The following is a 24,944-nucleotide window of genomic DNA, read 5'->3' on the forward strand; positions in this document are numbered from 1 at the left end:
TGCTTAATGCTCAAGGCGCTGCGTTTTTTCGGCTGGCCGCTGTTGGCCGGCGTGCTTATCGCTCTGTTGATCATCCAGCGTTACCCGCAGTGGGTCGGGCTCCCGAGCCTCGACGTCAACCTGCAGCAAGCCCCGCAGACCACCAGCATCCAGCAGGGGCCGGTGACCTACGCCGACGCCGTGACCATCGCCGCGCCGTCGGTGGTCAACCTGTACACCACCAAAGTCATCGCCAAACCGGCCCATCCGCTGTTCGAAGACCCACAGTTCCGCCGCTTCTTCGGCGACAACTCGCCCAAGCAGAAGCGCATGGAGTCGAGCCTGGGCTCCGGCGTGATCATGAGCCCGGAAGGCTTCATCCTGACCAACAACCACGTCACCAGCGGCGCCGACCAGATCGTCGTGGCCCTCAAGGACGGCCGCGAGACCCTGGCCCGGGTCATCGGCAGCGACCCCGAGACTGACCTGGCGGTGCTCAAGATCGACCTGAAGAACCTGCCGGCGATCACCGTGGGCCGCTCCGACAACATCCGCATCGGCGACGTCGCCCTGGCCATCGGCAACCCGTTCGGCGTCGGCCAGACCGTGACCATGGGCATCATCAGCGCCACCGGGCGCAATCAGCTGGGCCTGAACAACTACGAAGACTTCATCCAGACCGACGCGGCCATCAACCCCGGCAACTCCGGCGGCGCCCTGGTGGACGCCAACGGCAACCTCACCGGCATCAACACCGCGATCTTCTCCAAGTCCGGCGGCTCCCAGGGCATCGGCTTCGCGATTCCGGTGAAGCTGGCGATGGAGGTCATGAAGTCGATCATCGAGCACGGCCAGGTCATCCGTGGCTGGCTGGGCATCGAAGTGCAGCCGCTGACCCAGGAACTGGCCGAGTCGTTCGGCCTGTCCGGGCGTCCAGGGATCGTGGTGGCGGGGATCTTCCGCGACGGCCCGGCGCAGAAGGCCGGCCTGCAACTGGGCGACGTGATCCTGAGCATCGACGGCGAACCGGCCGGCGATGGCCGCAAGTCGATGAACCAGGTGGCGCGGATCAAACCGACCGACAAGGTCACGATCCAGGTGATGCGCAACGGCAAGGAACTGAAGCTGACCGCCGAAATCGGCCTGCGCCCGCCGCCGGCGCCGGTCAAGGAACAGGAAGAGAACTGACCGACCGGGCACCATCGCCAGCCGAAGCACCGCAAGGCAGGATGAAAAAAGGCCGGCACCTTCAACGAGGTGCCGGCCTTTTTTTCGGCTCAGCAGGCCGTCACAGCTCGCCGAGGCCGTCGATCAGCGCCTGGTTCTGCTCCGGCGTGCCGATGGAGATGCGCAGGAACTGGGCGATCCGCTCCTGCTTGAAGTGGCGCACGATCACGCCCTGCTCCCGCAGCCTGGCCGCCAGCCCCGCCGCATCGTGCTGCGGATGACGGGCGAAGATGAAGTTGGCGGCCGACGGCAGCACCTCAAAGCCCTTGGCCTGCAATTGCGCGGTCACCCACTCCCGACTCTCGATCACCAAACGGCAGGTCTTGTCGAAGTACTCGCGGTCCTCGAACGCTGCCGCCGCCCCGACGTTCGCCATCCGGTCCAGCGGATAGGAGTTGAAGCTGTTCTTGATCCGCTCCAGCGCCTCGATCAGGTCCGGATGCCCCACCGCCAGCCCGACCCGCAGGCCGGCCAGCGAGCGCGACTTGGAGAGGGTCTGGGTGACGAGCAGGTTCGGATAACGGTTCACCAGGCTGATCGCCGTCTCGCCGCCGAAGTCGATGTAGGCCTCGTCCACCACGACCACCGAATCCGGGTTGGCCTTGAGGATCCGCTCGACCGCGTCCAGCGCCAGCAGGCAACCGGTCGGGGCGTTCGGGTTAGGGAAAATGATCCCGCCGTTGGGCCTGGCGTAGTCCGCCGGGTCGATCTGGAACTGCGCGTCCAGCGGCACCGCCTCGAAGCCGATGCCGTACAGCCCGGCGTAGACCGGGTAGAAGCTGTAGCTGATGTCCGGGAACAGCAGCGGCTTGTCGTGCTGCAGCAAGCCGTGAAAGACGTGCGCCAGCACTTCGTCCGAGCCGTTGCCGAGGAACACCTGGTTGCTCTGCACGCCGTAATAGTCGGCGACCGCGTTTTTCAGCAGGTCGCTGTTGGGGTCCGGGTACAGGCGCAGGTTGTCGTTGAGTTCGGTCTGCATCGCGGCCAGCGCCTTGGGCGACGGGCCGTACGGGTTTTCGTTGGTGTTGAGCTTGACCAGTTTGGCCAGCTTCGGCTGTTCGCCCGGCACGTAAGGCACCAGATCCTTGACGAACGGGCTCCAGAATTTGCTCATGTCTCAGTTCCCCTGCTGTTCATCGAGGATGCGGTATTCGGCGCTGCGCGCGTGGGCGCTCAGCGATTCGCCACGGGCCAGCACCGACGCGGTCTTGCCCAGCTCGGAGGCGCCGGCCTCGGAGCAGAAGATGATCGACGAGCGCTTCTGGAAGTCGTACACGCCCAAAGGCGAAGAGAACCGCGCCGTGCCGGAGGTCGGCAGAACGTGGTTGGGGCCTGCGCAGTAGTCGCCCAGCGCCTCGGAAGTGTGACGGCCCATGAAGATCGCGCCGGCATGGCGGATCTGCGGCAGCCAGGCCTGGGGATCGGCGACCGACAGCTCAAGGTGTTCCGGTGCGATGCGGTTGGCGACCTCGATGGCCTGGGCCATGTCGCGCACCTGGATCAGCGCGCCGCGGCCGTTGATCGAGGTTTCGATGATGGCGGCGCGGTCCATGGTCGGCAGCAGCTTGTCGATGCTGGCTGCGACTTTGTCGAGGAACTGCGCATCGGGGCTGACCAGGATCGCCTGGGCGTCTTCGTCGTGCTCGGCCTGGGAGAACAGGTCCATGGCGATCCAGTCCGGATCGGTCTGGCCGTCGCACACCACGAGGATTTCCGAAGGGCCGGCGATCATGTCGATGCCGACCTGGCCGAACACGTGCCGCTTGGCGGTGGCCACGTAGATGTTGCCGGGGCCGACCACCTTATCCACCTGCGGCACGCTTTGGGTGCCGTAGGCCAGCGCGGCGACAGCCTGGGCGCCGCCGATGGTGAACACCCGGTCGACCCCGGCGATGCACGCGGCGGCCAGCACCAGTTCGTTGACCTCGCCGCGCGGGGTCGGCACCACCATGACCACTTCGCCCACGCCGGCCACCTTGGCCGGGATCGCGTTCATCAGCACCGACGACGGGTACGACGCCTTGCCGCCCGGCACGTACAGGCCGGCGCGGTCCAGCGGCGTGACCTTCTGGCCGAGCACGGTGCCGTCGGTCTCGGTGTAGCTCCAGGAGTCCTGCTTCTGCCGTTCGTGGTAGCTGCGCACCCGCGCCGCGGCTTTTTCCAGCGCCTCGCGCTGGGCCGGGGTGATGCGGGTCAGGGCCAGTTCCAGGCGCTCGCGCGGCAGGATCAGGTCCGCCATCGAGGCGGCGTCCACGCCGTCGAACTGGCGGGTGAACCCGACCAGCGCCTCGTCGCCGCGCTCGCGCACGGCCTTGATGATGTCCAGCACCCGCTGATTGACCGAGTCGTCGGACACGCTTTCCCAGCTCAGCAGATGATCCAGATGATGCGCGAAATCCGGGTCAGCAGCGTTGAGTCGGCGAATTGCAGTCGGTGCGGTCATAGCGAGAGCCTCATAGGATTGGCGAAAACTCAGGCGCCCTAACTTAGCAGTCGTTCCGCTTGGGCACCTGAGATTCTGGCTATGAGGCGGATAGACGGGCGCAGCCGGAGGCCGCGCGGGTACATCAGCCGCGGTGTCGCGATTCCACTGCCTTGCGCAGGGTATCGATCAACGCCTGGATCCGGGCGTGTTGCATCTTCATCGAAGCCTTGTTGACCACCAGGCGCGAGCTGATCGTGGCGATCAGTTCCTGGGGCTCCAGGCCGTTGGCGCGCAGGGTGTTGCCGGTGTCGACCACGTCGATGATCTTGTCCGCCAGACCGATCAGCGGCGCCAGCTCCATCGAGCCGTACAGCTTGATGATGTCGACCTGACGGCCCTGCTCGGCGTAGTAGCGCTTGGCGACGTTGACGAACTTGGTCGCCACCCGCAGGCGGCCCTTGGGTTCGGCGGCGCCGACCTTGCCGGCGGTCATCAGCTTGCATTGGGCGATCTGCAGGTCCAACGGCTCGTACAGGCCCTGGCCGCTGTATTCCATCAGCACGTCCTTGCCGGCCACACCGAGGTCGGCCGCGCCATGCTCGACATAGGTCGGCACGTCGGTGGCGCGCACGATCAGCAGACGGACGTCTTCCTGGGTCGTGGGAATGATCAGCTTGCGGCTCTTGTCCGGATTCTCGGTCGGCACGATGCCCGCTTCGGCCAGAAGCGGCAGGGTGTCGTCAAGGATGCGGCCCTTGGACAGTGCGATGGTCAACATGGGTAGCGTCAGTCCTTATCAAGGTACTCATGCCCGGACGCGATCGGCGCCGGACACACATCGAGGGCTTGTCCCGAACGGAACGGCAGCCCTCGACCAAAAACGAACTCGGTGGACACCTCCCTGTGTCCGGATGCAGGACTAGCCCGGAACGCGGCGGATCTTGGCGCCCAGCATCTGCAGTTTCTCTTCGATGCACTCGTAGCCACGGTCGATGTGGTAGATGCGGTCGATCAGGGTGTCGCCGTCGGCCACCAGGGCCGAGATCACCAGGCTGGCCGAAGCGCGCAGGTCGGTCGCCATGACCGGTGCGCCCTTGAGGATCTCGGTGCCGGTCACGATGGCGGTGTTGCCTTCGACCTGGATCTTGGCGCCCATGCGGTGCAGTTCGTACACGTGCATGAAACGGTTTTCGAAGATCGTCTCGATCACGGCGCCGGTGCCTTCGGCGATGGCGTTGAGCGAGATGAACTGCGCCTGCATGTCGGTCGGGAACGCCGGGTACGGCGCGGTGCGCACGTTGACCGCCTTCGGCCGCTTGCCGTGCATGTTCAGCTCGATCCAGTCTTCGCCGCTGGTGATCTCGGCGCCGGACTCGCGCAGTTTTTCAAGGACGGCTTCGAGAATGGTCGGATCGGTGTCCTTGACCTTCACGCGCCCGCCGGTGACGGCTGCGGCCACCAGGTAGGTGCCGGTCTCGATGCGGTCGGGCATGACCTTGTAGAAGGTCGGGGCCAGGCGCTCGACGCCGTCGATGGTGATGGTGTCGGTGCCGGCGCCGGAAACCTTGGCGCCCATGGCGTTCAGGAAGTTCGCCAGGTCCACCACTTCAGGTTCGCGGGCGGCGTTCTGCAGCACGCTGCGGCCCTTGGCCAGGGCAGCGGCCATCATGATGTTCTCGGTGCCGGTCACGCTGACGGTGTCGAAGAAGAAGTGCGCGCCGCGCAGGCCGCCTTCAGGCGCCTTGGCCTTGATGTAGCCGCCTTCGACGTCGATGACCGCGCCCATGGCCTCCAGGCCGCGGATGTGCAGGTCGACCGGACGCGAACCGATGGCGCAACCGCCCGGCAGCGCGACTTCGGCTTCGCCGAAACGGGCGACCATCGGGCCCAGCACCAGGATCGACGCACGCATGGTCTTGACCAGCTCGTACGGGGCGATCAGGGTCTTGATGGTGCGCGGGTCGATTTCCACGCTCAGCTTTTCGTCGATCACAGGCTCGATGCCCATGCGGCCGAACAGCTCGATCATGGTGGTGATGTCGTGCAGGTGCGGCAGGTTGCCCACGGTGACCGGGCCGTCGCACAGCAGGGTGGCGGCCAGGATCGGCAGGGCGGAGTTCTTCGCCCCGGAGATCCGGATCTCGCCGTCAAGGCGTGCGCCGCCGGTAATAATCAATTTATCCATAAGAATCTCGACGCCCTAAGGCTCAGGTGCGCTCGGCCCAGGCCGCGCTGCTGAAAAATTTCATAGTGACCGCGTGGATGCTGCCATCGGCGATCCATGGGTTCAAATGGGCATAGATGCTCTGCTGACGCTTGACCGGACTCAATGCCGCCAGTTCATCGCTAATCACGTTCAACTGGAAGTTGCAGCCTTCGCCTTCGACTTCCACCTGCGTTCCTGGCAGCTTTCCTTCAAGGAAGCTCTTCACTTCTACGGCCTGCATGCTCAACCTCAATCGGCGCCCTGTGCGCGCGGGTCGGACATCATACAAAAAAGCCCCGCGCCTGCGAACCCCGCGGCGCAGGACTCTGACGGGGGGCTTTCTCGTCGATGCGGGTTCAGGGTTGCGCCAACAGCTCGGTCAGCTCACTGACCTGGGCGATTTCGCGCATGTCTTCGGGCATCGCCCGGATGCTGACCGCCTTGCCGGCGGCTTTCGCATCGCGGATGAAGCACAGCAGCAACGAAAGGCCGACGCTGCTGGACTTCTCCACTTCGGAGCAATCGATCACCAGCGCCGGCGCCGTGCAGGACTTGATCAGCGCCCGGCCCTGCTCGCGCAGCGCGGGGGCGGTGCGGTAGTCCAGCACGCCGCTGAGCTGCAGCTCACTGGCCTGGTCCAGACGAACGGCCGACTCGGTCATTGCGCTGGCTTCTCTTGCTGTTCGGCGTTCTGCTTGGCCTTGGCCACTTCGCCGGCCCAGCCGTTGATGGTCTTGTCCAGGTCGTTGCCGTTGCGCTGCATCGCGTCGGCGAACTGATCGCGGAACAGCTTGCCGATGTTGATGCCGTTGATGATCACGTTGCGCAGCTTCCACTCGCCGTTGATCTTCTCAAGCGTGTAGGAGACCGGGTAAACAGCACCGTTGCTGCCCTTGACGGTCATGCCGACGCTGGTGCGGTCGCCCGATTCGTCCTTGGCCGGATCGACGGTGATGCCCTGGTTGTTGTACTCCAGCAAGGCGTTGCCGTAGAACTGGAACAGGCCGCGCTTGAAGTTTTCCTCGAAGGTCTTCATCTGCGCCGGCGTGGCCTTGCGCGAGTACTTGACCGTCATGATGCTCTTGGAAATGCCTTCGGCGTCCACGACCGGGCCGACGATGCTGTTGAGCGCGGCGTAGAAGTCGGCCGGATCCTGCTTGTACTTCTCTTTGTTGGCGGCAAGGTCGGCCAGCATCCGGTTGGTGGTGTCCTGAACCAGATCGTGCGCCGAAGGCGCCGCCACGGCGTTGGCCGCCAGAGGCAGCGCTGCGAGCAACACCAACAGGCCACGTCGCAAGGTAGAGATCATTCGAAAGCTCCTCATTTGGCGTCTTTGCTAACGGTATTGAGCAGGAATTTACCGATCAGGTCCTCCAGCACCAGCGACGACTGGGTGTCGTGAATGGTCCCGCCATCCTTGAGCCGGGTGTCTTCCCCGCCCACGCTGATGCCGATGTACTTCTCGCCCAGCAGTCCAGCCGTCAGGATAGATGCTGTGGAGTCGGTCGGCAGGTTGTCGACGCTTTTGTCCACCTGCAGGGTCACCCGGCCGGTGAAGCTGTCGCGGTCCAGGTCGATCGCCGTGACCTTGCCGATGGTCACGCCGGCCATGGTCACTTTCGCCCGGACCGTCAGGCCGGCGATGTTGTCGAAGTAGGCATAAAGCTTGTAGGTATCGGTGGACGAGGTCGGAGACAGGCCGCTGACCCGCAACGCAAGCAGCAGCAAAGCCAGGATCCCTGCCAGCAGGAACAGGCCGACACCGATTTCCAGGGTGCGGTTTTGCATCAGAAATCTCCAAACATCAAAGCGGTCAGAATAAAGTCCAGGCCGAGCACTGCCAGCGAGGCATATACCACGGTCTTGGTGGTGGCACGGCTGATCCCCTCGGAAGTGGGTTCGCAGTCATAGCCTTGAAATACGGCGATCCAGGTCACGACGAAGGCGAAGACCGCGCTCTTGATGATGCCGTTGAGCACGTCGTCGCCGAAGCTGACGCTGTTCTGCATGTTCGACCAGTAGGAACCTTCATAGACCCCCAGCCAGTCGACCGCCACCCACGAGCCGCCCCAGATGCCCACCACGCTGAAGATCATCGCCAGCACCGGCAGGGAAATGAAGCCGGCCCACAGGCGCGGGGCGATGATGTACTTGAGCGGGTCGACGCCGATCATCTCCAGGCTGGAGAGCTGTTCGGTGGACTTCATGTTGCCGATCTCCGCCGTCAGCGCCGAACCGGCGCGCCCGGCGAACAGCAGCGCGGTCACCACCGGCCCCAGCTCGCGCAGCAGCGTCAGGGCCACCATCTGCCCCACCGCCTGCTCCGAACCGTAGCTCGACAGGATGTTGAACCCCTGCAGCGCCAGCACCATGCCGATGAAGATGCCGGAGACCACGATGATCACCAGCGACATCACGCCGACCGAATGCAACTGCTTGACCAGCAGGCCGAAACCGCTGCCGATGCCGCCGCGGCCCAACAGGGCATGAAACAGGAACAGGGTCGAACGGCCGAACACCGCGACGGTGTCGATGCCGGCCTGACCGAAGCGGCGCACGCGCTCCATCAATGTAATTCTGCGCATCAGCGGCGCTTCCCCAGAAGATCGGCGCGGTAATCCGGCGCTGGAAAGTGGTACGGAACCGGGCCGTCGGGTTCGCCGGTCATGAATTGACGGATGCGCGGATCGTCCGAGCCCATCAGTTCGTCCGGCGTGCCCTGCCCCAGCACCTGCCCGTCGCCCACCACATAGATGTAGTCGGCGATGCTCGCGGTCTCGGCCAGGTCGTGGGAAACCACGATGCTGGTGATGCCGAGCGCGTCGTTGAGCAGGCGGATCAGGCGCACCAGCACGCCCATGGCGATCGGGTCCTGGCCGACGAAAGGCTCGTCGTACATCAGGATCTGCGGATCCAGGGCGATTGCGCGCGCCAGGGCGACCCGGCGCTTCATGCCGCCGGACAGCTCGTCAGGCATCAGCTCGATGGCCCCGCGCAGCCCCACCGCCTGCAGCTTGAGCAGCACGATGTCGCGGATCATCTCTTCCGGAAGGTCGGTGTGGACGCGCAGCGGGAAGGCGACGTTCTCGAACACGTCGAGGTCGGTGAACAGCGCGCCGCTCTGAAACAGCACACCCATGTGCTTGCGGGCATCGAACAGATCGCTGCGCGAAAGCTTCGGCAGGTTCTGGCCGTTGACCCACACTTCGCCCTTGGACGGGCGCAGCTGGGCGCCCATCAGGCGCAGCAGCGTGGTCTTGCCGCACCCGGAAGGCCCCATGATGCCGGTGACCTTGCCGCGGGGGATGCGGATATCGACGTTATTGAAAATGCTCCGCGCACCGCGCTTGAAGGAGACTCCCTTCAGCTCGACCGCGTAGGCGTTATCGGCACTCATCTAAACTCCTTGCGATGCAGCCTCTCACTCGGACGCCAGGCTTGGTGAATAAAGCACAAGCGTCCCGGGCAGGCCGAACTGGCGGCGAACTATATCATTGCAAAGGGCAAGCGCCCAAGGTCTCGACCGCCCCGCTTTTTGCCCGCCGAAGGGCTCTGCCCCTCCGTCCGGGCAGGTTTCGGCGGCAACAAAGGGCAACGCGCGACGAACTTGCGTGAGGCTTTTCGACAGAACCGCTATAATCGCCGCCTTTTCATCGGGCTATACGATTTCTGACATGAGCCAATCCAGCGACCTGATCCAATCGGCACAACGCACCGTCCGCCTCGAAGCGCAAGCCGTGCAAGGCCTGATGGCCCACATCGACGCCGATTTCGTGCGCGCCTGCGAGATGATCCTGGCCAGCAAGGGCCGTGTGGTCGTGGTCGGCATGGGCAAGTCCGGACACATCGGCAACAAGATCGCCGCGACCCTCGCCAGCACCGGCACCCCGGCCTTTTTCGTTCACCCGGCCGAAGCCAGCCACGGCGACATGGGCATGATCACCCGCGAAGACGTGATCCTGGCCCTGTCCAACTCCGGCTCGACCAACGAAATCGTCACCCTGCTGCCGTTGATCAAGCGCCTGGGCATCCAGCTGATCAGCGTGACCGGCAACCCTCAATCGCCGCTGGCCAAGGCCGCCGAAGTCAACCTGAACGTGCAGGTGGAGCACGAGGCCTGCCCGCTGAACCTGGCGCCGACCTCCTCGACCACCGCCGCGCTGGTCATGGGCGACGCCCTGGCCGTGGCGCTGCTGGAGGCCCGCGGTTTCACCGCCGAAGACTTCGCGTTCTCCCACCCGGGCGGCGCCCTGGGCCGGCGCCTGCTGCTGAAAGTGGAAAACGTCATGCACGCCGGCGATGAGCTGCCGCAGGTGCAGCGCGGCACCCTGCTCAAGGATGCCCTGCTGGAAATGAGCCGCAAGGGACTGGGCATGACTGCGGTCCTCGAGGCCGACGGCAAGCTGGCCGGGATCTTCACCGACGGCGACCTGCGCCGCACCCTGGACCGCAACATCGACGTGCACAGCGCCGTCATCGACCAGGTGATGACCGTGCACGGCAAGACCGCCCGCGCCGAGATGCTCGCCGCCGAAGCCCTGAAAATCATGGAAGACAACCGAATCAATGCGCTGGTGGTCGTGGACGCGGAGGACCGCCCGGTCGGCGCCTTCAACCTGTCCGACCTGCTGCGCGCAGGAGTCATGTAAATGAGCAACGACCTGCTGCAACGCGGCAAACCGATCAAGCTGGCGGTGTTCGACGTCGACGGCGTCCTCACCGACGGCCGCCTGTACTTCCTCGAAGACGGCAGCGAATTCAAGACCTTCAACACCCTGGACGGCCAAGGCATCAAGATGCTGATGAACGCCGGCGTCCAGACCGCGATCATCAGCGGCCGCAAGACCCCGGTGGTCGAGCGCCGGGCCAGGAACCTGGGCATCCCGCACCTGTTCCAGGGCCGCGAGGACAAACTGGTGGTGCTCGACGGCCTTCTGGAGCAACTGGGCCTAAGCTATGAAGAGGTCGCCTACCTGGGCGACGACCTGCCCGACCTGCCGGTGATCCGCCGCGTCGGGCTCGGCATGGCCGTGGCCAATGCCGCCGCGTTCGTGCGCGAACATGCCCATGGCGTCACCCAGGCCCGCGGCGGCGAAGGCGCCGCGCGGGAATTCTGCGAATTGATCTTGCGCGCCCAGGGCCGCCTCGATGCCGCCAACGCCGCATATCTGTGAGCCAGACCATGTTTAGCAAAAAGTTTCGCAACATCTTGCTGTTCTGCTGCATCGCGGCGATCTTCGGCGCGGTCGGCTACTGGAACATCAGCCCCGAGCGCTTCCTCGACAAGCCGGCGGTCTCGGCCCAGGAAAGCCCGATCGACTGGTACGCGACCAACACCCACACGCTGCAGTACCTGGAAGACGGCAAGGTGCAGTACGAAATGACGTCGCAGAAGGCCGAGCACGTCAAGGCCACCGACATCACCCTGGTCACCAAGCCCGACCTGAACATGTTCCGCGGCACCGAGTACCCGTGGCACGTCACCAGCGAACGCGGCGAAGTGAACCCCGGCGGCACCGAAGTCGAACTGATCGACTCGGTGCGCATCAAGCGCACCGACGAAAAGAACCGCGACACCCTGATCACCACCACCCGCATGACAGTGTTCCCGCAGCAGCAATATGCGCAGACCGAGCAACCCGTTAGAATTGACGGCGCTGGCGGCGTATCGACCGGCAAAGGAATGAAAGCGTACCTGAAAGACAGCAGGATCCACCTGCTATCGAACGTAAGAGGACAGTATGAGGCTCGTTAAAACCCTCCCTATTTTGCTCAGTCTGGGCGCAGCACTGGGAAGCGCGAGCGCCTGGGCCCTGCCGAACGATAGCCAGCAGCCGATCCGCATCCAGGCCGACGACGCCCAGCTCGACGACAAGAACGGCGTGGCGACCTACAAGGGCGATGTGATCATCACCCAGGGCTCCATGATCGTGAAAGGCAACACCGTGACCATGACCCGCGCGCCCAACGGCGACATCGACGTCGTGACCTCGGTGGGCAACCTGGCCTACTTCGAGCAGTTGCAGACCCAGGGCGACACCAAGCCCGTCCAGGGCTACGGCGTGACCATCCAGTACCACGCGCAGCAGAACCGCGTCGTGCTGATCGACCGCGCCAAGGTCATCGACAAGGACGGCAACACCACCCAGGGCGAGAAGATCGTCTACGACACGGTGAAGAAGCTGGCCAGCGCCGGTCGCGCCACCGGCAACAAGGTGACCGAGTCGCGTCCGCGGATCGACATGGTGATCCAGCCGAAACAGAAAACCGACGGACAGAAGGCCCAGTAATGGCAACCCTGAAAGCCCAGCATCTGGCCAAGAGCTACAAGAGCCGCCAGGTCGTGCGCGACGTCAGCCTGTCCATCGACAGCGGTCAGATCGTGGGCCTGCTCGGCCCCAACGGCGCCGGCAAGACCACCTGCTTCTACATGATCGTCGGCCTGGTGCAGGCCGACCAGGGCCGCGTCCTGATCGACGACCTGGACGTCAGCCACCAGCCGATGCACGGCCGCGCCAAGGCCGGCATCGGCTATCTCCCGCAGGAAGCGTCGATCTTCCGCAAACTGTCGGTGGCCGACAACATCATGGCCATCCTCGAGACCCGCAAGGAGCTCGACAAGGCCGGCCGGCGCAAGGAACTCGAAAGCCTGCTGCAGGAATTCCACATCAGCCACATCCGCGACAACCTCGGCATGAGCCTGTCCGGCGGCGAACGCCGTCGCGTGGAAATCGCCCGGGCCCTGGCCACCGCACCGAAATTCATCCTCCTCGACGAACCGTTCGCCGGTGTGGACCCGATCTCGGTGGGCGACATCAAGCAGATCATCCACCACCTCAAGGCGAAGGGCATCGGCGTGCTGATCACCGACCACAACGTGCGCGAGACCCTGGACATCTGCGAAACGGCCTACATCGTCAACGACGGCCAGCTGATCGCCGAAGGCGACTCGGACACCATCCTCGCCAACGACCTGGTGAAGGAAGTGTACCTGGGCCACGAGTTCCGCCTGTAAGCGCTGAGGTGGCCGCCCTGCCGCCCCTGCGCTGCATCGATTCGAGCGCGGTTTTATGCGCTTTAATTGTTACAGCGCTCTAGGCAAACACTTCAGTTTCAGGCATATAATTTGCTTAAGTTTGGCGCCTCGGCGCCCTGTAGTGGATGGCGCATGTGCGCCGGCAAATAAGGTGTTAAGCCCCTGCCATGAAACCATCGCTAGTCTTGAGAATGGGCCAGCAGCTGACGATGACGCCGCAGCTGCAACAGGCCATCCGCCTGCTCCAATTGTCGACCCTGGACCTGCAGCAGGAGATCCAGGAGGTCCTGGAATCCAACCCGATGCTCGAGCGCCAGGAAGACGGCGACGACTTCGACAATTCCGACCCCATGGCCGACAACGCCGAACAGAAGCCCAACACCGAGATCCAGGAACCGGCCTACCAAGAGACGGCGCCGACGGTGGACAGCCTCGAGGACGGCGAATGGAGCGAGCGCATCCCCAACGAACTGCCGGTCGACACCGCCTGGGAAGACGTCTACCAGACCAGCGCCAGCAGCCTGCCCGGCAACGATGACGACGAGTGGGACTTCACCACCCGCACCTCCGCCGGCGAGAGCCTGCAAAGCCACCTGCTGTGGCAACTCAACCTGGCGCCGATGTCGGACACCGACCGCCTGATCGCCGTCACCCTGATCGACTGCATCAACAATCAGGGCTACCTCGACGAATCCCTCGAAGAAATCCTCGACGCGTTCGATCCGGAGCTGGACATCGAGCTCGACGAGATCGAAGCCGTCCTGCACCGCATCCAGCAGTTCGAGCCGGCGGGCATCGGCGCCCGCAACCTCGGCGAATGCCTGCTGCTGCAATTGCGCCAGCTGCCGGCCAAGACCCCGTGGCTGACGGAGGCCAAACGCCTGGTCACCGACTTCATCGACCTGCTCGGCAGCCGCGACTACAGCCAGCTGATGCGGCGCATGAAACTCAAGGAAGACGAACTGCGCCAGGTCATCGAGCTGGTGCAGAGCCTCAACCCGCGCCCGGGCTCGCAGATCGAATCGTCCGAGGCCGAGTACGTGGTGCCGGACGTCATCGTGCGCAAGGACAACGAACGCTGGCTGGTCGAGCTGAACCAGGAATCCGTGCCGCGCCTGCGGGTCAACGCCCAGTACGCCGGGTTCGTGCGCCGCGCCGACACCAGCGCCGACAACACCTTCATGCGCAACCAGCTGCAAGAGGCGCGCTGGTTCATCAAGAGCCTGCAGAGCCGCAACGAGACCCTGATGAAAGTGGCGACCCAGATCGTCGAGCATCAGCGCGGTTTCCTGGAGTACGGCGACGAAGCCATGAAACCCCTGGTGCTGCATGACATCGCCGAAGCGGTGGGCATGCACGAGTCGACGATTTCCCGGGTGACCACGCAAAAGTTCATGCATACCCCCCGGGGCATTTATGAGCTGAAATACTTTTTCTCCAGCCACGTCAGCACCTCCGAAGGCGGCGAATGCTCGTCCACGGCGATCCGCGCGATCATCAAGAAACTGGTTGCCGCGGAAAATCAGAAAAAGCCGTTGAGCGACAGCAAGATCGCTGGTTTACTGGAGGCACAAGGCATTCAGGTGGCTCGCCGCACCGTCGCCAAGTACCGCGAATCCCTCGGGATCGCGCCTTCGAGCGAACGCAAGCGGTTGATGTAAGCCACGTTACAGCGTTCCAGTGGCAGGCTATCCCGCCTGCCGCTTTATGCACTGGCAACGAAGGAGAAGCTGTATGCAAGTCAACATCAGTGGACACCAACTGGAAGTGACCGCCCCTCTGCGCGAGTACGTCGAGTCCAAGCTCAAGAAGATCGAGGGACATTTCGACAAGATCACCAACGTTCAGGTGATCATGACCGTCGAGAAGCTCAAACAGAAAATCGAAGCCACGCTGCATGTGCCGGGTAAGGAAGTGGTGGCCAATGCCGAACATGACGACATGTACGCAGCCATTGACCTCCTGACCGACAAACTGGATCGCCAACTCAAAACGCATAAGGAAAAGACCCAGAAAGTCCTTCAGGGCGCTACCGGTCGATAACCCCCCACTCCATGATCCGACTTGAAAGTATCCTGACCCCCGGCCGTTCCCTCGTGAACGTGCCGGGCGGCAGCAAAAAGAAAGCCCTCGAACAAATTGCCAACCTGATCGCCCGGGAAGTGCCGGATCTGGAGATGCAAGATGTCTTCGAGGCACTGGTCGCCCGTGAGAAGCTCGGCTCCACCGGCTTCGGCAACGGCATCGCCATTCCGCACTGCCGCCTCAAGGGTTGCGAGTCGCCCATCAGTGCGCTGATGCACCTTGAAGCCCCCATCGATTTCGACGCCATCGACGGCGCCCCGGTCGACCTGCTGTTCGTCCTGCTGGTCCCGGAAGCCGCCACCGATGCGCACCTGGAGCTGCTGCGCCAGATCGCCAGCATGCTCGACCGCAAGGAAGTACGCGAAAAACTGCGTCGCGCCGCCAGCAACCAAGACTTGTATCAGGTTGTCCTGGACGAGCAGAACGGGCAGTAAACATGCGTCTGATCATCGTCAGTGGCCGTTCCGGCTCGGGTAAAAGCACCGCACTGGATGTCCTGGAGGACAACGGCTACTACTGCATCGACAACCTGCCGGCCGGCCTGCTGCCGGATCTGGCCGAGCGTGCGCTGATCCACACCGAACTGTCGCAACCGCTGGTGGCCGTCTCGATCGATGCGCGCAACCTGCCGAGCCACCTGTCGCGTTTTCCCGAATTGCTCGAAGAGGTCCGCAGCCGGCATATCCAGTGCGACGTCCTCTACCTGGACGCCGACGAGGAAACCCTGCTCAAGCGCTTCTCGGAAACCCGCCGGCGCCACCCGCTGAGCAGCGCCAACCGTTCGCTGGCCGAAGCCATCGAGGACGAAACGGCCCTGCTCGGCCCCATCGCCGACCTGGCGGACCTGAAGGTCAACACCACCAGCCTGAACCTGTACCAATTGCGTGACACCATCAAGCTGCGCCTGCTGAACCAGCCGGAACCCGGTACGGCGTTCCTGGTGGAGTCGTTCGGTTTCAAACGCGGCATGCCGGTGGATGCCGACCTGGTGTTCGATGTACGCTGCCTGCCCAATCCGTACTGGAAACCTGAACTACGCGCACAGTCCGGCCTGGACGAGCCGGTGGCCGAATACCTCGCGGCGCAGCCGGAGGTCGAGGAGATGTTCCAGGACATCTACGCCTACCTGCTCAAGTGGCTGCCGCGCTTCGCCGCCAGCAACCGCGCCTACGTCACCATTGCCATCGGCTGCACCGGCGGGCACCACCGCTCCGTCTACCTGACCGAGCGCCTGGGCCAGGCGTTGCAGAAAACCCTGAAGAACGTCCAGGTCCGCCACCGCGACCTCACCTAAAGGATCCACACCGCGATGCCTGCTCTGGAAATCGAAATCATCAACAAACTGGGTCTGCATGCCCGGGCATCGGCCAAGTTCGTCGGTGTCGCCGGCCAGTTCCCGGATTGCACGATCAGGGTCGGCCGCACGCCGGAGACCACGGTGGACGGCAAGAGCATCATGGCCATGATGATGCTGGCCGCCGGCAAGGGCACGAAAATCCACCTGAGCACCGAAGGGCATCAAGAGAACGAAGCCATGGATGCGCTGGTGGCGCTGATCAACAACTACTTCGACGAAGGCGGCTGAGACCGTATTCGTCAGGAGGGAGCAAAGGCGCCCTCCTGAGGTTCAGCCCAACGCCGTATCCATCACCATCATCAGACAAAAGCCCACCAGCAGTCCCAGGCTGGCCAGCTTGTCATGGCCGTTGCGCCGCGACTCCGGAATCACTTCGTGGGTCACCACCAGCAGCATCGCCCCCGCCGCCAACGCCAACCCCAACGGCAACAGCACCTGCGCCAGGCTGACCAGCCACGCACACAGCAGCGCAAACACCGGCTCCACCAGCCCTGAGGCGGCACCGATCAGGAACGCCTTCATGCGCGACATCCCCGCCCCGGCCAGCACCAAGGCAATCACCAGCCCTTCCGGCACATCCTGCAAGGCAATGCCCATGGCCAGGCTGTCCGCGTCCGGCATGCCGCCGCCGGCCGACACGCCGACGGCCATGCCTTCAGGGATGTTGTGGGCGATGATGGCGAACACGAACAGCCAGATGCGCGGCGGGATCACCGGATGTTCGACGGTGCCGACCAGCATTTCCGGGGTCGCGCCAGAGACCCGGCGATCCACCAGGTACAGCCCGAACGCACCGGCCAGGATGCCCAGGCAGATCAGGCCGCTGGCCCCCCACGGTGTCATGCCCAGGCTCTCGGCGGCGGCGATGCCCGGCACGATCAGCGAAAACGCCGTCGCCGCCAGCATCACGCCGGCGCCGAACCCCAGCAGGGTGTCGCCGAGCGCCTGGGGCATGCGTCGGATCACCAGCACCGGTACCGCCCCCAGCGCCGTGCCGAGGGCGCAGAGCGCACCACCCTGCAACGCCCGCGATAGCCTCGGCTCGAGATCCAGCCATTCCAGCCCGTGGGCGACCAGCAAGGTCATGCCCGCCAACAGCAGCAGCGAGCCGAACGCGTAACGGAACATCCGCCCGCTGCCGATCGCCAGTGTTCCAGTGCCCATAGTCAGCCTTGAATTGTTTTTATCGGGGACTCAAGCCAGCGCCGCCTGATAGCGCGCAGCGACTTGCGGCCAATTGATCACGTTGTAGAACGCGCTGATGTATTCCGGCCGGCGGTTCTGGTAGCGCAGGTAGTAGGCGTGCTCCCAGACGTCGAGGCCGAGGATCGGCGTGTTGCCGTTCATCAGCGGGCTGTCCTGGTTGCCACTGCTCTCCACCAGCAGTCTTTTCTCCGGGGTGACGCTGAGCCAGGCCCAGCCGCTGCCGAAGCGGGACAACGCCGCTTTGGTGAACGCTTCCTTGAAAGCGTCGAGACCGCCCAGTTGCTCGTCGATGGCCTTGGCCAGCGCGCCGTCCGGCGCACCGCCGCCGTCGGGCACCATCACTTCCCAGAACAGCGAATGGTTGGCGTGGCCGCCGCCCTGGTTGATCACCGCCGTCCGCAGGCTTTCCGGCAGTTGCCGGACGCTGGCGACCAGCCGTTCCACCGGCCAACCGGCGTATTCCGTGCCCTCGACGGCGGCGTTGAGGTTGTTGATGTAGGTCTGATGATGCTTGGTGTAGTGGATCTCCATGGTCTGCGCGTCGATGTGCGGCTCAAGCGCGTCGTAGGCGTAGGGCAAGGCAGGCAGGGTAAAAGCCATTTCAATGGACTCCATGGTGGTGTGAGGCCGACGGCCGGCGCGCATTGCCGGCGTCCGGATGCAGCAGACGCTGGGTGCGCGGGTATTCGCCGTGCTCACTGATGAAATTGAGCAGCTCGACATAGGTCTTGCTGCTCTGGCGCAGCGCCGCTTCGCGCAGGGCCGGGCGCAGGCGTGCGTCCTGCATGGCCTGCAGCAGCCGCTGATGGATGGCGCACAGGTATTCGGCGCTCTCCTCCGGCTGGTTCAGGCGCAGGTGCAGGTCCGCCAGGTTGTGGTGCGAGATGACGCAGGCCGCCACCGCTTCGTCGGCGTCCGCCCAGCGCTCGAACAGCACCTGAGCCAGGGCCAGGGCTTGCAGATAGGCTTCGCGGGCATCGATCAGTTCGCCCAGCATGAAGCAGCGATTGGCCCGTTCGATCGTGCGTTTCCAGTGCTCCATGGTGAACCTCCAAAGCGGTGCGGCGCTTACACGCCGCCGGCGGTGAGTTTTTCGGGGTTGAGCAACGCTTCCAGTTCGCTGCGCGACAGGTCGGTGTGCTCCAGCGCGACGTCGATCACCGCGCGGCCCTGCTTGTAGGCCTGCTTGGCGATTTCGGCGGCCTTCTGGTAACCGATGATCGGGTTGAGCGCGGTCACCAGGATAGGGTTGCGCGAGAGCGCTTCCTTGAGGCGCGACTCGTTGACCTTGAAGCTGGCGATGGCTTTGTCGCCCAGCAGCCGGCTGGCGTTGGCCAGCAGTTCGATACTGTCGAGCAGGTTCTGGGCGATGATCGGCAGCATCACGTTCAGCTCGAAATTTCCCGACTGGCCGGCGACGGTGATGGCCGCGTCATTGCCGATCACTTGCGCGGCGACCATGGCGGTGGCTTCCGGGATCACCGGGTTGACCTTGCCGGGCATGATCGACGAGCCAGGCTGCAAGCCTTCCAGCTCGATCTCACCCAGGCCGGCCAAGGGGCCCGAGTTCATCCAGCGCAGGTCGTTGGCGATTTTCATCAGCGATACGGCGGTGGCCTTCAGCTGGCCGGAGACGGCGACGGCGGTGTCCTGCGAGCCGATCAGCGCGAACAGATCCTTGCCCGGCGTGAACTGCACGTGGGTGAGCTGGCTCAGGTGACGGCTGAAACGCCCGGCAAACTCCGGATGCGCGTTGATCCCGGTGCCGACCGCCGTGCCGCCCTGGGCCAGGGACTGCAGGCTCGGCAACAGATCCTGCAGGTGCCCGACGTTGGCCTTGAGCTGCTGAGCCCAGCCGTTGAGCACCTGGCTCATCCGCACGGGCATGGCATCCATCAAGTGGGTGCGGCCGGTCTTGACGTGGTGGTGGACCTGAACGGCCTTATGCTCGATCACCTGCACTAGGTGCAGCAGCGCCGGCAGCAGTTGCTCGTGCAGGGCCAGGGCGGCGCTGACATGGATGGTGGTGGGGATGATGTCGTTGCTGCTCTGGCCGCAGTTGACGTGATCGTTCGGGTTGACCGGCTCGCCCAGCAGACGGCTGGCCAGGGTCGCGATCACTTCGTTGGCGTTCATGTTGGAACTTGTGCCGGAGCCGGTCTGGAAGACATCCACCGGGAAATGCTGCATGAAGTCGCCTTCCAGCAAGCCTTGGGCGGCGTCGCTGATGGCCTTGCCTTGAGCGGCGCTGAGCTGGTTGAGCTCAACGTTGGCCCGGGCGGCGGCGGCCTTGGCCAGGATCAGCGCCCGGATGAACTGGGTGGGCATCGGCTTGCCGCTGATCGGGAAGTTATCCACCGCCCGCTGGGTCTGCGCGCCGTAGAGCGCGTCCGCCGGCACCTGCAGTTCGCCCATGCTGTCGCGCTCAATACGTGTCTTGGTCATCGGTGAATCCTTGGACTAGTTCAATGAGGGGAATCGAAGGAAGCAACTCGCAGGTCGCCAGTTGCCAGGTGAAGCTTTGCCAGCGCTTGAGCCGGCATTTGCACAGGGACAGGCGCTCCATCTCGCGCAGGGGGCGCCAGGCCTGATCGAGGCACAGGCTGCGCCAGTGCCACGGCAAGGCGATGTCGTTGGCGGTGTCCATCAGCAGACGGAAAGCGGTTTCGGCGATCGTCCAGGGCGACGTCGTCGTACAGCAGGCCAGGTATCGGCCTTCGGCGAGGTAATGGTCGATCAGGCGCGGTTCGTCCGGATCCATCGCACAGCGGATCTGGCGGCTCATCCAGCGCCAGCTTTCGAGGTAAGGCTGCTCGTGCAAGGCAGAACTCATGATTCCTGGCTCATCCGATAATGAGATTTATTATTAGATGATAATGAGAACCAAAACAAGGGCAACCAAATCTCGACGATCCCCTCACCGGTGCCAAAGCGGTCACCCCTTCACACGGGCGATGGCGTCAATGCAGGCGCCGCCAGGCGCTCCGGCGATCCTGCATTCCGGACACAAAAAAAGGCGCGCCACCTTTTGGATGGCGCGCCTTTTTGCGCAACGGTCGGGCTTAGCTGCCCGCGACGGTCATTCGCTCGATCAGCACCGATCCTGTGCGAATATTGCTGCGAAGTTCCAGATCATTGCCCACTGCGACAATCTGCTTGAACATGTCGCGCAGGTTGCCGGCGATGGTCACTTCCTGTACCGCGAACTGGATTTCGCCGTTCTCGACCCAATACCCCGCCGCTCCGCGCGAGTAGTCGCCAGTGACCATGTTCAGGCCGTGGCCCATCAGTTCGGTGACCAGCAGGCCCCGGCCCATGCGCCGCAGCAGCGCCGCCTGGTCCTCATCGCCATGGGTGACGAACAGGTTGTGCACGCCGCCGGCGTTGGCGGTGCTCGGCATGCCGAGCTTGCGGCCGGAATAGGTGCCGAGGATGTACGACACCAGCTCGCCCTTTTCGACGAACGGCTTGGCATAGGTCGCCAGCCCGTCGCCGTCGTAGGCCGCGCTGCCCATGGCGCGCATCAGGTGCGGGCGCTCATCGATGGTCAGCCACTCCGGAAACAGCTTCTGCCCCAGCGAGCCTTCGAGGAACGACGCCTTGCGGTACAGGCTGCCGCCGGACACCGCCGACAGGAAACTGCCGAACAGACCGCCGGCCAGCTCGGCCGAGAACAGCACCGGCACTTCGCAGGTCGGCACCGGGCGGGCGCCCAGACGGCTCGCCGCCCGCTGCGCGGCACGCTGGCCGATGCTCACCGGATCCGCCAGCAGACTGCCCTGGCGGTTCACGTCATACCAGTAGTCGCGCTGCATCTGGCCGTCGGCCTCGGCGATCATCACGCAACTGAGGCTGTGCCGGGTCGAGGCGTAGCCGCCGACGAAGCCGTGGCTGTTGCCGTAGACGCGGCAGCCCTGATGGGTGCTCAGCGTCGTGCCGTCGGCGTTCCTGATCCGCGCATCGGCGTCGAACGCCGCCGCCTCGCAGATCAGGGCTTTCTCGATGGCCTGCTCGGGGGTGATGTCCCAGGCGTGGAACAGGTCGAAATCCTGCACGTCCCTGGCCATCAGCGCGGCGTCGGCAAGGCCCGAGGCTTCGTCCTCGGAGGTGTGCCTGGCGATGGCCAGCGCGGCGGCGACGGTTTCGCGGATCGCGTCCGGCCCGGTCGCCGAGGTGCTGGCGGAGCCTTTGCGCTGGCCGACATACAAGGTGATGCCGAAGCCCTGGTCGCGGTTGAACTCGACCGTCTCGACTTCGCGCTGGCGCACCGACGTCGACAGCCCCTGCTCGAGCGACACCGCCACTTCGCAGGCGCTGGCCCCCTGGCGCTTGGCTTCGGCGAGGATCTGCTCGACCTGTTCCTGCAGGGCAGGCAATGCCTGCGGGCCGACGCTTTCAACTGCACTCATGCTCATCTCCACTCAAATTCTGCTTTCGGCTGGGGCCATCGAGCGACCGGGCCGGACAAGCGGCCCCCGACTGGTTATCATGGCGGCGTTTCTTTGCGGACTGCCACCATGGTTGATTCTTACGACGACTCCCTCGATACGGGAGAAAAAAGCAAATCCCAGGTCAAACGCGAGCTGCATGCTCTGGTTGACCTCGGCGAGCGCCTCACGACCCTCAAGCCCGACTTGTTGGCCAAACTGCCATTGACCGACCCGTTGCGCCGGGCCCTGGCCGATGCGCCCAAGCACGTGGCGCACATCGCACGCAAACGGCACCTGCAGTTCATCGGCAAGCTGATGCGCGACCAGGACACCGACGCCATTCTGGTGCTGCTCGACCAGCTCGACGCCTCCACCCGCCAGTACAACGAGCGTTTCCACAACCTCGAACGCTGGCGCGACCGCCTGATCGGCGGCGACGACGCGGTGCTGGAGAAGTTCGTCGCCGAATACCCGGAGACCGACCGTCAGCAACTGCGTTCCCTGATCCGTCAGGCCCAGCACGAGGTGGCGCGCAACAAGCCGCCGGCCTCCAGCCGTAAAATCTTCAAGTACATCCGAGAGCTGGACGAGACCCAACGCGGCCTGCGTTGATCATCGTCACCGGGTGGCCGCCCAAGGCGCCACCCGTAGCCCCTTCCCTTCTTAGGCGCCCGTGCCGCCCACGGTGATCGCGTCGATCTTCAGCGTCGGCTGGCCCACGCCCACCGGCACCGATTGCCCGTCCTTGCCGCAGGTGCCCACGCCGCTGTCCAGCGCCAGGTCGTTGCCGACCATCGACACCCGGCTCATGGCCTCCGGGCCGTTGCCGATCAGAGTCGCACCCTTGACCGGCGCGGTGATCTTGCCGTCCTCGATCAGGTACGCCTCGCTGGTGGAGAACACGAACTTGCCGCTGGTGATGTCGACCTGACCGCCGCCGAGGTTGGCGCAGTAGATGCCCTTCTTCACCGAGGCGATGATTTCCGCCGGGTCGCTTTCGCCGCCCAGCATGTAGGTGTTGGTCATCCGCGGCATCGGCAGGTGCGCGTAGGATTCGCGCCGGCCGTTGCCGGTGCGGGCCACGCCCATCAGGCGGGCGTTGAGCTTGTCCTGCATGTAGCCCTTGAGCACGCCGTTCTCGATCAGGGTGGTGCACTCGGTCGGGGTGCCTTCGTCGTCGACGCTCAGGGAGCCGCGGCGACCGCTCAAAGTGCCGTCATCGACGATGGTGCAGAGCCTGGAGGCGACCATTTCGCCCATCCGGCCGCTGTAGGCCGAGCTGCCCTTGCGGTTGAAGTCGCCTTCCAGGCCATGGCCGACCGCTTCGTGCAGCAGCACGCCAGACCAGCCCGAACCCAACACCACCGGCAACGTGCCGGCCGGCGCCGGAATCGCTTCCAGGTTGACCAGCGCCTGGCGCAGCGCCTCACGGGCATAGCCCATGGCACGGTCTTCGGCGAGGAAATAGCGGTAGTCGGTGCGCCCGCCGCCGCCATGGCCGCCCCGTTCGCGGCGACCGTTCTGCTCGACGATCACGCTGACGTTGAAGCGCACCAGCGGCCGCACGTCCGCCGCCAGCCCGCCGTCGGTGGAGGCCACCAGGATCCGCTCCCAGACGCCGGCCATGCTCACGCTGACCTGCTGGATGCGCGGATCGAGGGCGCGGGTGGCGACGTCGATGCGCTTGAGCAGGTCGACCTTCTCGGCGCGGGTCAGCACTTCCAGCGGATTGTCCGGCGCGTACAACTGCGCGACGTCCTGGGTGGTGAACGCCTGCACCTTGCCGTCCTGCCCGGCGCGGGAGATCGAGCGGGCGGCGCGGGCCGCAGCGCCCAGCGCTTCAAGCGTGATGGCGTTGCTGTAGGCGAAGCCGGTCTTCTCGCCGGACTGCGCCCGCACGCCGACGCCCTGGTCGAGGTTGAAGCTGCCTTCCTTGACGATGCCGTCTTCCAGCGACCAGGACTCGGAAATCTGCCCCTGGAAGTACAGGTCGGCGGCATCGATGCCGGGGCCGGCCAGGTCACCGAGCACGCCTTGCAGGCTCTCGATGGTCACGCCGCCGGGCGCCAACAGGTGGTCACTGACTGAGGACAACAACTCGCTCATAGGTTCTACGCCTTAAATTCGTGTTCTGAAGCAGGCCGCTGCGCGCCCTGCGAGAAAAACCGCCGGTGGGTGGCCACCGGCATCCGCGCCCGGATGGACGCCTGTTCGCTGCTGTCGCGCAGGGCCAGCAGCACGGCCTCGCCGGTGTCCTGCTGCGCCAGCACCCGGCCCCACGGGTCGATGATGGCTGCGTGGCCGAACGTCTCGCGCGGCCCCGGATGCGTCCCGCCCTGGGCCGCCGCCAGCACGTAGCACTGGGTCTCGATGGCCCGTGCGCGGATCAGCACTTCCCAGTGCGCCGCGCCGGTCACCGCCGTGAAGGCCGACGGCGCGGTGATCAGTTCGGCGCCGGCGGCCCGCAGTTCGCTGTACAGCTCCGGGAAGCGCAGGTCGTAGCACACCGTCAGCCCCAACCGGCCCACCGGTGTGTCCGCCACCACCACGCCGCTGCCATAAGCATAGTCATCGGATTCGCGGTAACGGCCGCGATTGTCCGCCACATCGACATCGAACAGGTGCAGCTTGTCGTACCGCGCAACGATTTCGCCCCGGTCATCGACCAACAGCGAGCAGGCATGGGACTTCGCCGCAGGCTGGCCCACCGGCGGCTGCGGCAACGTGCCGGCCACGATCCATAACCTGAGGTCGCGTGCGGTCTGTTTCAACCACGGCAGGATCGGCCCCTCGCCCAGCGCTTCGGCGCGGCCGATGTCGGCGATGTCGCGGCGGCCCATGGCGGCGAAGTTCTCCGGCAGCACCGCCAGCTTCGCGCCCGCTTCGGCCGCCTGCTCAAGCAGGCGACGGGCATCGCGCAGGTTGGCCGGCACATCGCTCTGGCTGACCATTTGAATCACCGCTAAAGACATGGCGCACTCCGCAAGAGGTTT

30 protein-coding genes are annotated in these 24,944 nt (G+C 64.7%); 12 read left to right on the top strand and 18 right to left on the bottom strand.

Going from position 1 to position 24,944, the window contains the following annotated elements; all coding sequences use genetic code 11:
- The first annotated feature begins 6 nt into the window (after positions 1–6).
- On the top strand, positions 7–1,167 hold the full coding sequence (algW, locus tag KVG96_RS20205) for a Do family serine endopeptidase AlgW (RefSeq protein ID WP_217893639.1): 1,161 nt from the start codon (positions 7–9) through the stop codon (positions 1,165–1,167).
- A 100-nt stretch (positions 1,168–1,267) separates the two neighbouring features.
- On the opposite strand, the gene hisC is transcribed toward algW, so the two are convergent.
- From hisC to KVG96_RS20255, 10 genes are all read right to left on the bottom strand, one after another.
- Entirely contained in the window at positions 1,268–2,320 is a 1,053-nt protein-coding gene (hisC, locus tag KVG96_RS20210) for a histidinol-phosphate transaminase (RefSeq protein ID WP_217893640.1), read from the bottom strand.
- A 3-nt stretch (positions 2,321–2,323) separates the two neighbouring features.
- The gene (hisD, locus tag KVG96_RS20215) at positions 2,324–3,649 is read right to left on the bottom strand and encodes a histidinol dehydrogenase (RefSeq protein WP_217893641.1); all 1,326 of its coding nucleotides are present in this window, start codon (positions 3,647–3,649) and stop codon (positions 2,324–2,326) included.
- A gap of 124 nt (positions 3,650–3,773) precedes the next feature.
- Positions 3,774–4,409 (bottom strand): ATP phosphoribosyltransferase, encoded by a 636-nt coding sequence (gene hisG, locus KVG96_RS20220; protein ID WP_085578623.1) that lies wholly within the window; start codon positions 4,407–4,409, stop codon positions 3,774–3,776.
- A 141-nt stretch (positions 4,410–4,550) separates the two neighbouring features.
- Positions 4,551–5,816 carry a UDP-N-acetylglucosamine 1-carboxyvinyltransferase gene (murA, locus tag KVG96_RS20225; RefSeq protein WP_085578621.1) on the bottom strand — a complete coding sequence of 422 codons (1,266 nt, stop codon included), beginning with the start codon at positions 5,814–5,816 and terminating at the stop codon, positions 4,551–4,553.
- A gap of 22 nt (positions 5,817–5,838) precedes the next feature.
- Positions 5,839–6,078, bottom strand: a complete 240-nt coding sequence (locus KVG96_RS20230; protein ID WP_007953556.1) for a BolA family protein — start codon at positions 6,076–6,078, stop codon at positions 5,839–5,841.
- A gap of 115 nt (positions 6,079–6,193) precedes the next feature.
- The gene (locus KVG96_RS20235; RefSeq protein ID WP_217893642.1) at positions 6,194–6,499 is read right to left on the bottom strand and encodes an STAS domain-containing protein; all 306 of its coding nucleotides are present in this window, start codon (positions 6,497–6,499) and stop codon (positions 6,194–6,196) included.
- Positions 6,496–7,146, bottom strand: coding sequence for an MlaC/ttg2D family ABC transporter substrate-binding protein (locus KVG96_RS20240; protein WP_217893643.1), 651 nt, complete (start codon positions 7,144–7,146; stop codon positions 6,496–6,498). The genes KVG96_RS20235 and KVG96_RS20240 overlap by 4 nt, the downstream gene beginning before the upstream one ends.
- Before the next feature lie 11 nt (positions 7,147–7,157).
- Entirely contained in the window at positions 7,158–7,625 is a 468-nt protein-coding gene (gene mlaD / locus KVG96_RS20245) for an outer membrane lipid asymmetry maintenance protein MlaD (RefSeq protein WP_085578615.1), read from the bottom strand.
- Entirely contained in the window at positions 7,625–8,422 is a 798-nt protein-coding gene (gene mlaE, locus KVG96_RS20250) for a lipid asymmetry maintenance ABC transporter permease subunit MlaE (protein WP_085578613.1), read from the bottom strand. Before mlaE ends, mlaD begins: the two co-directional genes overlap by 1 nt.
- Positions 8,422–9,234 carry an ATP-binding cassette domain-containing protein gene (locus KVG96_RS20255; RefSeq protein WP_064593401.1) on the bottom strand — a complete coding sequence of 271 codons (813 nt, stop codon included), beginning with the start codon at positions 9,232–9,234 and terminating at the stop codon, positions 8,422–8,424. Before KVG96_RS20255 ends, mlaE begins: the two co-directional genes overlap by 1 nt.
- 277 nt (positions 9,235–9,511) lie before the next feature.
- Between KVG96_RS20255 and KVG96_RS20260 the strand changes: the two genes are divergently transcribed.
- The 10 genes from KVG96_RS20260 (at position 9,512) to KVG96_RS20305 (ending at position 16,543) form a co-directional block, all read left to right on the top strand.
- Positions 9,512–10,486: a KpsF/GutQ family sugar-phosphate isomerase gene (locus KVG96_RS20260; RefSeq protein ID WP_217893644.1), complete on the top strand. Its 975-nt coding sequence runs from the start codon at positions 9,512–9,514 to the stop codon at positions 10,484–10,486.
- Positions 10,487–11,011, top strand: a complete 525-nt coding sequence (locus KVG96_RS20265) for a KdsC family phosphatase (protein WP_217893645.1) — start codon at positions 10,487–10,489, stop codon at positions 11,009–11,011.
- An 8-nt stretch (positions 11,012–11,019) separates the two neighbouring features.
- Positions 11,020–11,592 (top strand): LPS export ABC transporter periplasmic protein LptC, encoded by a 573-nt coding sequence (lptC, locus tag KVG96_RS20270; protein WP_085578605.1) that lies wholly within the window; start codon positions 11,020–11,022, stop codon positions 11,590–11,592.
- Positions 11,579–12,127 carry a lipopolysaccharide transport periplasmic protein LptA gene (gene lptA, locus KVG96_RS20275; RefSeq protein ID WP_217893646.1) on the top strand — a complete coding sequence of 183 codons (549 nt, stop codon included), beginning with the start codon at positions 11,579–11,581 and terminating at the stop codon, positions 12,125–12,127. The genes lptC and lptA overlap by 14 nt, the downstream gene beginning before the upstream one ends.
- Complete coding sequence (gene lptB / locus KVG96_RS20280) at positions 12,127–12,852, top strand: LPS export ABC transporter ATP-binding protein (protein ID WP_085578601.1); 726 nt, start codon at positions 12,127–12,129, stop codon at positions 12,850–12,852. Before lptA ends, lptB begins: the two co-directional genes overlap by 1 nt.
- A gap of 188 nt (positions 12,853–13,040) precedes the next feature.
- Positions 13,041–14,534, top strand: coding sequence for an RNA polymerase factor sigma-54 (locus tag KVG96_RS20285; protein WP_217893647.1), 1,494 nt, complete (start codon positions 13,041–13,043; stop codon positions 14,532–14,534).
- Between the two features lie 73 nt (positions 14,535–14,607).
- Positions 14,608–14,916, top strand: coding sequence for a ribosome hibernation-promoting factor, HPF/YfiA family (hpf, locus tag KVG96_RS20290; protein WP_085578597.1), 309 nt, complete (start codon positions 14,608–14,610; stop codon positions 14,914–14,916).
- Positions 14,917–14,927: 11 nt separating this feature from the next.
- Positions 14,928–15,392 carry a PTS IIA-like nitrogen regulatory protein PtsN gene (ptsN, locus tag KVG96_RS20295; protein ID WP_217893648.1) on the top strand — a complete coding sequence of 155 codons (465 nt, stop codon included), beginning with the start codon at positions 14,928–14,930 and terminating at the stop codon, positions 15,390–15,392.
- 2 nt (positions 15,393–15,394) lie between these two features.
- Positions 15,395–16,252: an RNase adapter RapZ gene (gene rapZ, locus KVG96_RS20300; RefSeq protein WP_085578593.1), complete on the top strand. Its 858-nt coding sequence runs from the start codon at positions 15,395–15,397 to the stop codon at positions 16,250–16,252.
- Between the two features lie 15 nt (positions 16,253–16,267).
- Entirely contained in the window at positions 16,268–16,543 is a 276-nt protein-coding gene (locus KVG96_RS20305; RefSeq protein WP_217893649.1) for an HPr family phosphocarrier protein, read from the top strand.
- 42 nt (positions 16,544–16,585) lie between these two features.
- Here KVG96_RS20305 and KVG96_RS20310 read toward each other — a convergent pair whose 3' ends face one another.
- The 6 genes from KVG96_RS20310 to pmbA form a co-directional block, all read right to left on the bottom strand.
- Positions 16,586–17,479 (bottom strand): ZIP family metal transporter, encoded by an 894-nt coding sequence (locus KVG96_RS20310; protein WP_217893650.1) that lies wholly within the window; start codon positions 17,477–17,479, stop codon positions 16,586–16,588.
- 30 nt (positions 17,480–17,509) lie between these two features.
- Entirely contained in the window at positions 17,510–18,121 is a 612-nt protein-coding gene (locus tag KVG96_RS20315; RefSeq protein WP_217893651.1) for a superoxide dismutase, read from the bottom strand.
- A 1-nt stretch (position 18,122) separates the two neighbouring features.
- Positions 18,123–18,563, bottom strand: a complete 441-nt coding sequence (locus tag KVG96_RS20320; protein WP_217893652.1) for a DUF2753 family protein — start codon at positions 18,561–18,563, stop codon at positions 18,123–18,125.
- A gap of 26 nt (positions 18,564–18,589) precedes the next feature.
- Complete coding sequence (locus KVG96_RS20325) at positions 18,590–19,966, bottom strand: class II fumarate hydratase (RefSeq protein ID WP_217893653.1); 1,377 nt, start codon at positions 19,964–19,966, stop codon at positions 18,590–18,592.
- The gene (locus KVG96_RS20330; protein ID WP_217893654.1) at positions 19,947–20,354 is read right to left on the bottom strand and encodes a FagA protein; all 408 of its coding nucleotides are present in this window, start codon (positions 20,352–20,354) and stop codon (positions 19,947–19,949) included. Before KVG96_RS20330 ends, KVG96_RS20325 begins: the two co-directional genes overlap by 20 nt.
- 229 nt (positions 20,355–20,583) lie before the next feature.
- Positions 20,584–21,930, bottom strand: coding sequence for a metalloprotease PmbA (gene pmbA, locus KVG96_RS20335; RefSeq protein ID WP_437180509.1), 1,347 nt, complete (start codon positions 21,928–21,930; stop codon positions 20,584–20,586).
- A gap of 108 nt (positions 21,931–22,038) precedes the next feature.
- Here pmbA and yjgA point away from each other — a divergent pair, with 108 nt between their 5' ends.
- On the top strand, positions 22,039–22,563 hold the full coding sequence (yjgA, locus tag KVG96_RS20340; RefSeq protein ID WP_085578578.1) for a ribosome biogenesis factor YjgA: 525 nt from the start codon (positions 22,039–22,041) through the stop codon (positions 22,561–22,563).
- A 51-nt stretch (positions 22,564–22,614) separates the two neighbouring features.
- Here yjgA and tldD read toward each other — a convergent pair whose 3' ends face one another.
- A complete protein-coding gene (tldD, locus tag KVG96_RS20345) occupies positions 22,615–24,057 on the bottom strand; it encodes a metalloprotease TldD (RefSeq protein ID WP_217893656.1) in 1,443 nt (480 codons plus the stop codon).
- Positions 24,058–24,062: 5 nt separating this feature from the next.
- Positions 24,063–24,923 (bottom strand): carbon-nitrogen hydrolase family protein, encoded by an 861-nt coding sequence (locus KVG96_RS20350; protein ID WP_217893657.1) that lies wholly within the window; start codon positions 24,921–24,923, stop codon positions 24,063–24,065.
- Between the last annotated feature and the right edge of the window lie 21 nt (positions 24,924–24,944).

The sequence above is a fragment of the Pseudomonas ekonensis genome (assembly GCF_019145435.1).
GTDB classification, from domain to species: domain Bacteria; phylum Pseudomonadota; class Gammaproteobacteria; order Pseudomonadales; family Pseudomonadaceae; genus Aquipseudomonas; species Aquipseudomonas ekonensis.

What these genes read in the sequence shown, in the direction of transcription:
- lptC (WP_085578605.1), top strand. Translation starts at nt 11,020, where the DNA reads ATGTTTAGCAAAAAGTTTCGCAACATCTTGCTGTTCTGCTGCATCGCG.
- hisC (WP_217893640.1), bottom strand. Translation starts at nt 2,320, where the DNA reads ATGAGCAAATTCTGGAGCCCGTTCGTCAAGGATCTGGTGCCTTACGTG.
- murA (WP_085578621.1), bottom strand. Translation starts at nt 5,816, where the DNA reads ATGGATAAATTGATTATTACCGGCGGCGCACGCCTTGACGGCGAGATC.
- KVG96_RS20305 (WP_217893649.1), top strand. Translation starts at nt 16,268, where the DNA reads ATGCCTGCTCTGGAAATCGAAATCATCAACAAACTGGGTCTGCATGCC.
- KVG96_RS20255 (WP_064593401.1), bottom strand. Translation starts at nt 9,234, where the DNA reads ATGAGTGCCGATAACGCCTACGCGGTCGAGCTGAAGGGAGTCTCCTTC.
- lptA (WP_217893646.1), top strand. Translation starts at nt 11,579, where the DNA reads ATGAGGCTCGTTAAAACCCTCCCTATTTTGCTCAGTCTGGGCGCAGCA.
- KVG96_RS20315 (WP_217893651.1), bottom strand. Translation starts at nt 18,121, where the DNA reads ATGGCTTTTACCCTGCCTGCCTTGCCCTACGCCTACGACGCGCTTGAG.
- KVG96_RS20310 (WP_217893650.1), bottom strand. Translation starts at nt 17,479, where the DNA reads ATGGGCACTGGAACACTGGCGATCGGCAGCGGGCGGATGTTCCGTTAC.
- KVG96_RS20235 (WP_217893642.1), bottom strand. Translation starts at nt 6,499, where the DNA reads ATGACCGAGTCGGCCGTTCGTCTGGACCAGGCCAGTGAGCTGCAGCTC.
- algW (WP_217893639.1), top strand. Translation starts at nt 7, where the DNA reads ATGCTCAAGGCGCTGCGTTTTTTCGGCTGGCCGCTGTTGGCCGGCGTG.
- KVG96_RS20240 (WP_217893643.1), bottom strand. Translation starts at nt 7,146, where the DNA reads ATGATCTCTACCTTGCGACGTGGCCTGTTGGTGTTGCTCGCAGCGCTG.
- lptB (WP_085578601.1), top strand. Translation starts at nt 12,127, where the DNA reads ATGGCAACCCTGAAAGCCCAGCATCTGGCCAAGAGCTACAAGAGCCGC.
- KVG96_RS20230 (WP_007953556.1), bottom strand. Translation starts at nt 6,078, where the DNA reads ATGCAGGCCGTAGAAGTGAAGAGCTTCCTTGAAGGAAAGCTGCCAGGA.
- tldD (WP_217893656.1), bottom strand. Translation starts at nt 24,057, where the DNA reads ATGAGCGAGTTGTTGTCCTCAGTCAGTGACCACCTGTTGGCGCCCGGC.
- mlaE (WP_085578613.1), bottom strand. Translation starts at nt 8,422, where the DNA reads ATGCGCAGAATTACATTGATGGAGCGCGTGCGCCGCTTCGGTCAGGCC.
- rapZ (WP_085578593.1), top strand. Translation starts at nt 15,395, where the DNA reads ATGCGTCTGATCATCGTCAGTGGCCGTTCCGGCTCGGGTAAAAGCACC.
- pmbA (WP_437180509.1), bottom strand. Translation starts at nt 21,930, where the DNA reads ATGAGTGCAGTTGAAAGCGTCGGCCCGCAGGCATTGCCTGCCCTGCAG.
- KVG96_RS20320 (WP_217893652.1), bottom strand. Translation starts at nt 18,563, where the DNA reads ATGGAGCACTGGAAACGCACGATCGAACGGGCCAATCGCTGCTTCATG.
- KVG96_RS20325 (WP_217893653.1), bottom strand. Translation starts at nt 19,966, where the DNA reads ATGACCAAGACACGTATTGAGCGCGACAGCATGGGCGAACTGCAGGTG.
- mlaD (WP_085578615.1), bottom strand. Translation starts at nt 7,625, where the DNA reads ATGCAAAACCGCACCCTGGAAATCGGTGTCGGCCTGTTCCTGCTGGCA.
- hisG (WP_085578623.1), bottom strand. Translation starts at nt 4,409, where the DNA reads ATGTTGACCATCGCACTGTCCAAGGGCCGCATCCTTGACGACACCCTG.
- KVG96_RS20260 (WP_217893644.1), top strand. Translation starts at nt 9,512, where the DNA reads ATGAGCCAATCCAGCGACCTGATCCAATCGGCACAACGCACCGTCCGC.
- hpf (WP_085578597.1), top strand. Translation starts at nt 14,608, where the DNA reads ATGCAAGTCAACATCAGTGGACACCAACTGGAAGTGACCGCCCCTCTG.
- ptsN (WP_217893648.1), top strand. Translation starts at nt 14,928, where the DNA reads ATGATCCGACTTGAAAGTATCCTGACCCCCGGCCGTTCCCTCGTGAAC.
- KVG96_RS20265 (WP_217893645.1), top strand. Translation starts at nt 10,487, where the DNA reads ATGAGCAACGACCTGCTGCAACGCGGCAAACCGATCAAGCTGGCGGTG.
- hisD (WP_217893641.1), bottom strand. Translation starts at nt 3,649, where the DNA reads ATGACCGCACCGACTGCAATTCGCCGACTCAACGCTGCTGACCCGGAT.
- KVG96_RS20350 (WP_217893657.1), bottom strand. Translation starts at nt 24,923, where the DNA reads ATGTCTTTAGCGGTGATTCAAATGGTCAGCCAGAGCGATGTGCCGGCC.
- KVG96_RS20330 (WP_217893654.1), bottom strand. Translation starts at nt 20,354, where the DNA reads ATGAGTTCTGCCTTGCACGAGCAGCCTTACCTCGAAAGCTGGCGCTGG.
- KVG96_RS20285 (WP_217893647.1), top strand. Translation starts at nt 13,041, where the DNA reads ATGAAACCATCGCTAGTCTTGAGAATGGGCCAGCAGCTGACGATGACG.
- yjgA (WP_085578578.1), top strand. Translation starts at nt 22,039, where the DNA reads ATGGTTGATTCTTACGACGACTCCCTCGATACGGGAGAAAAAAGCAAA.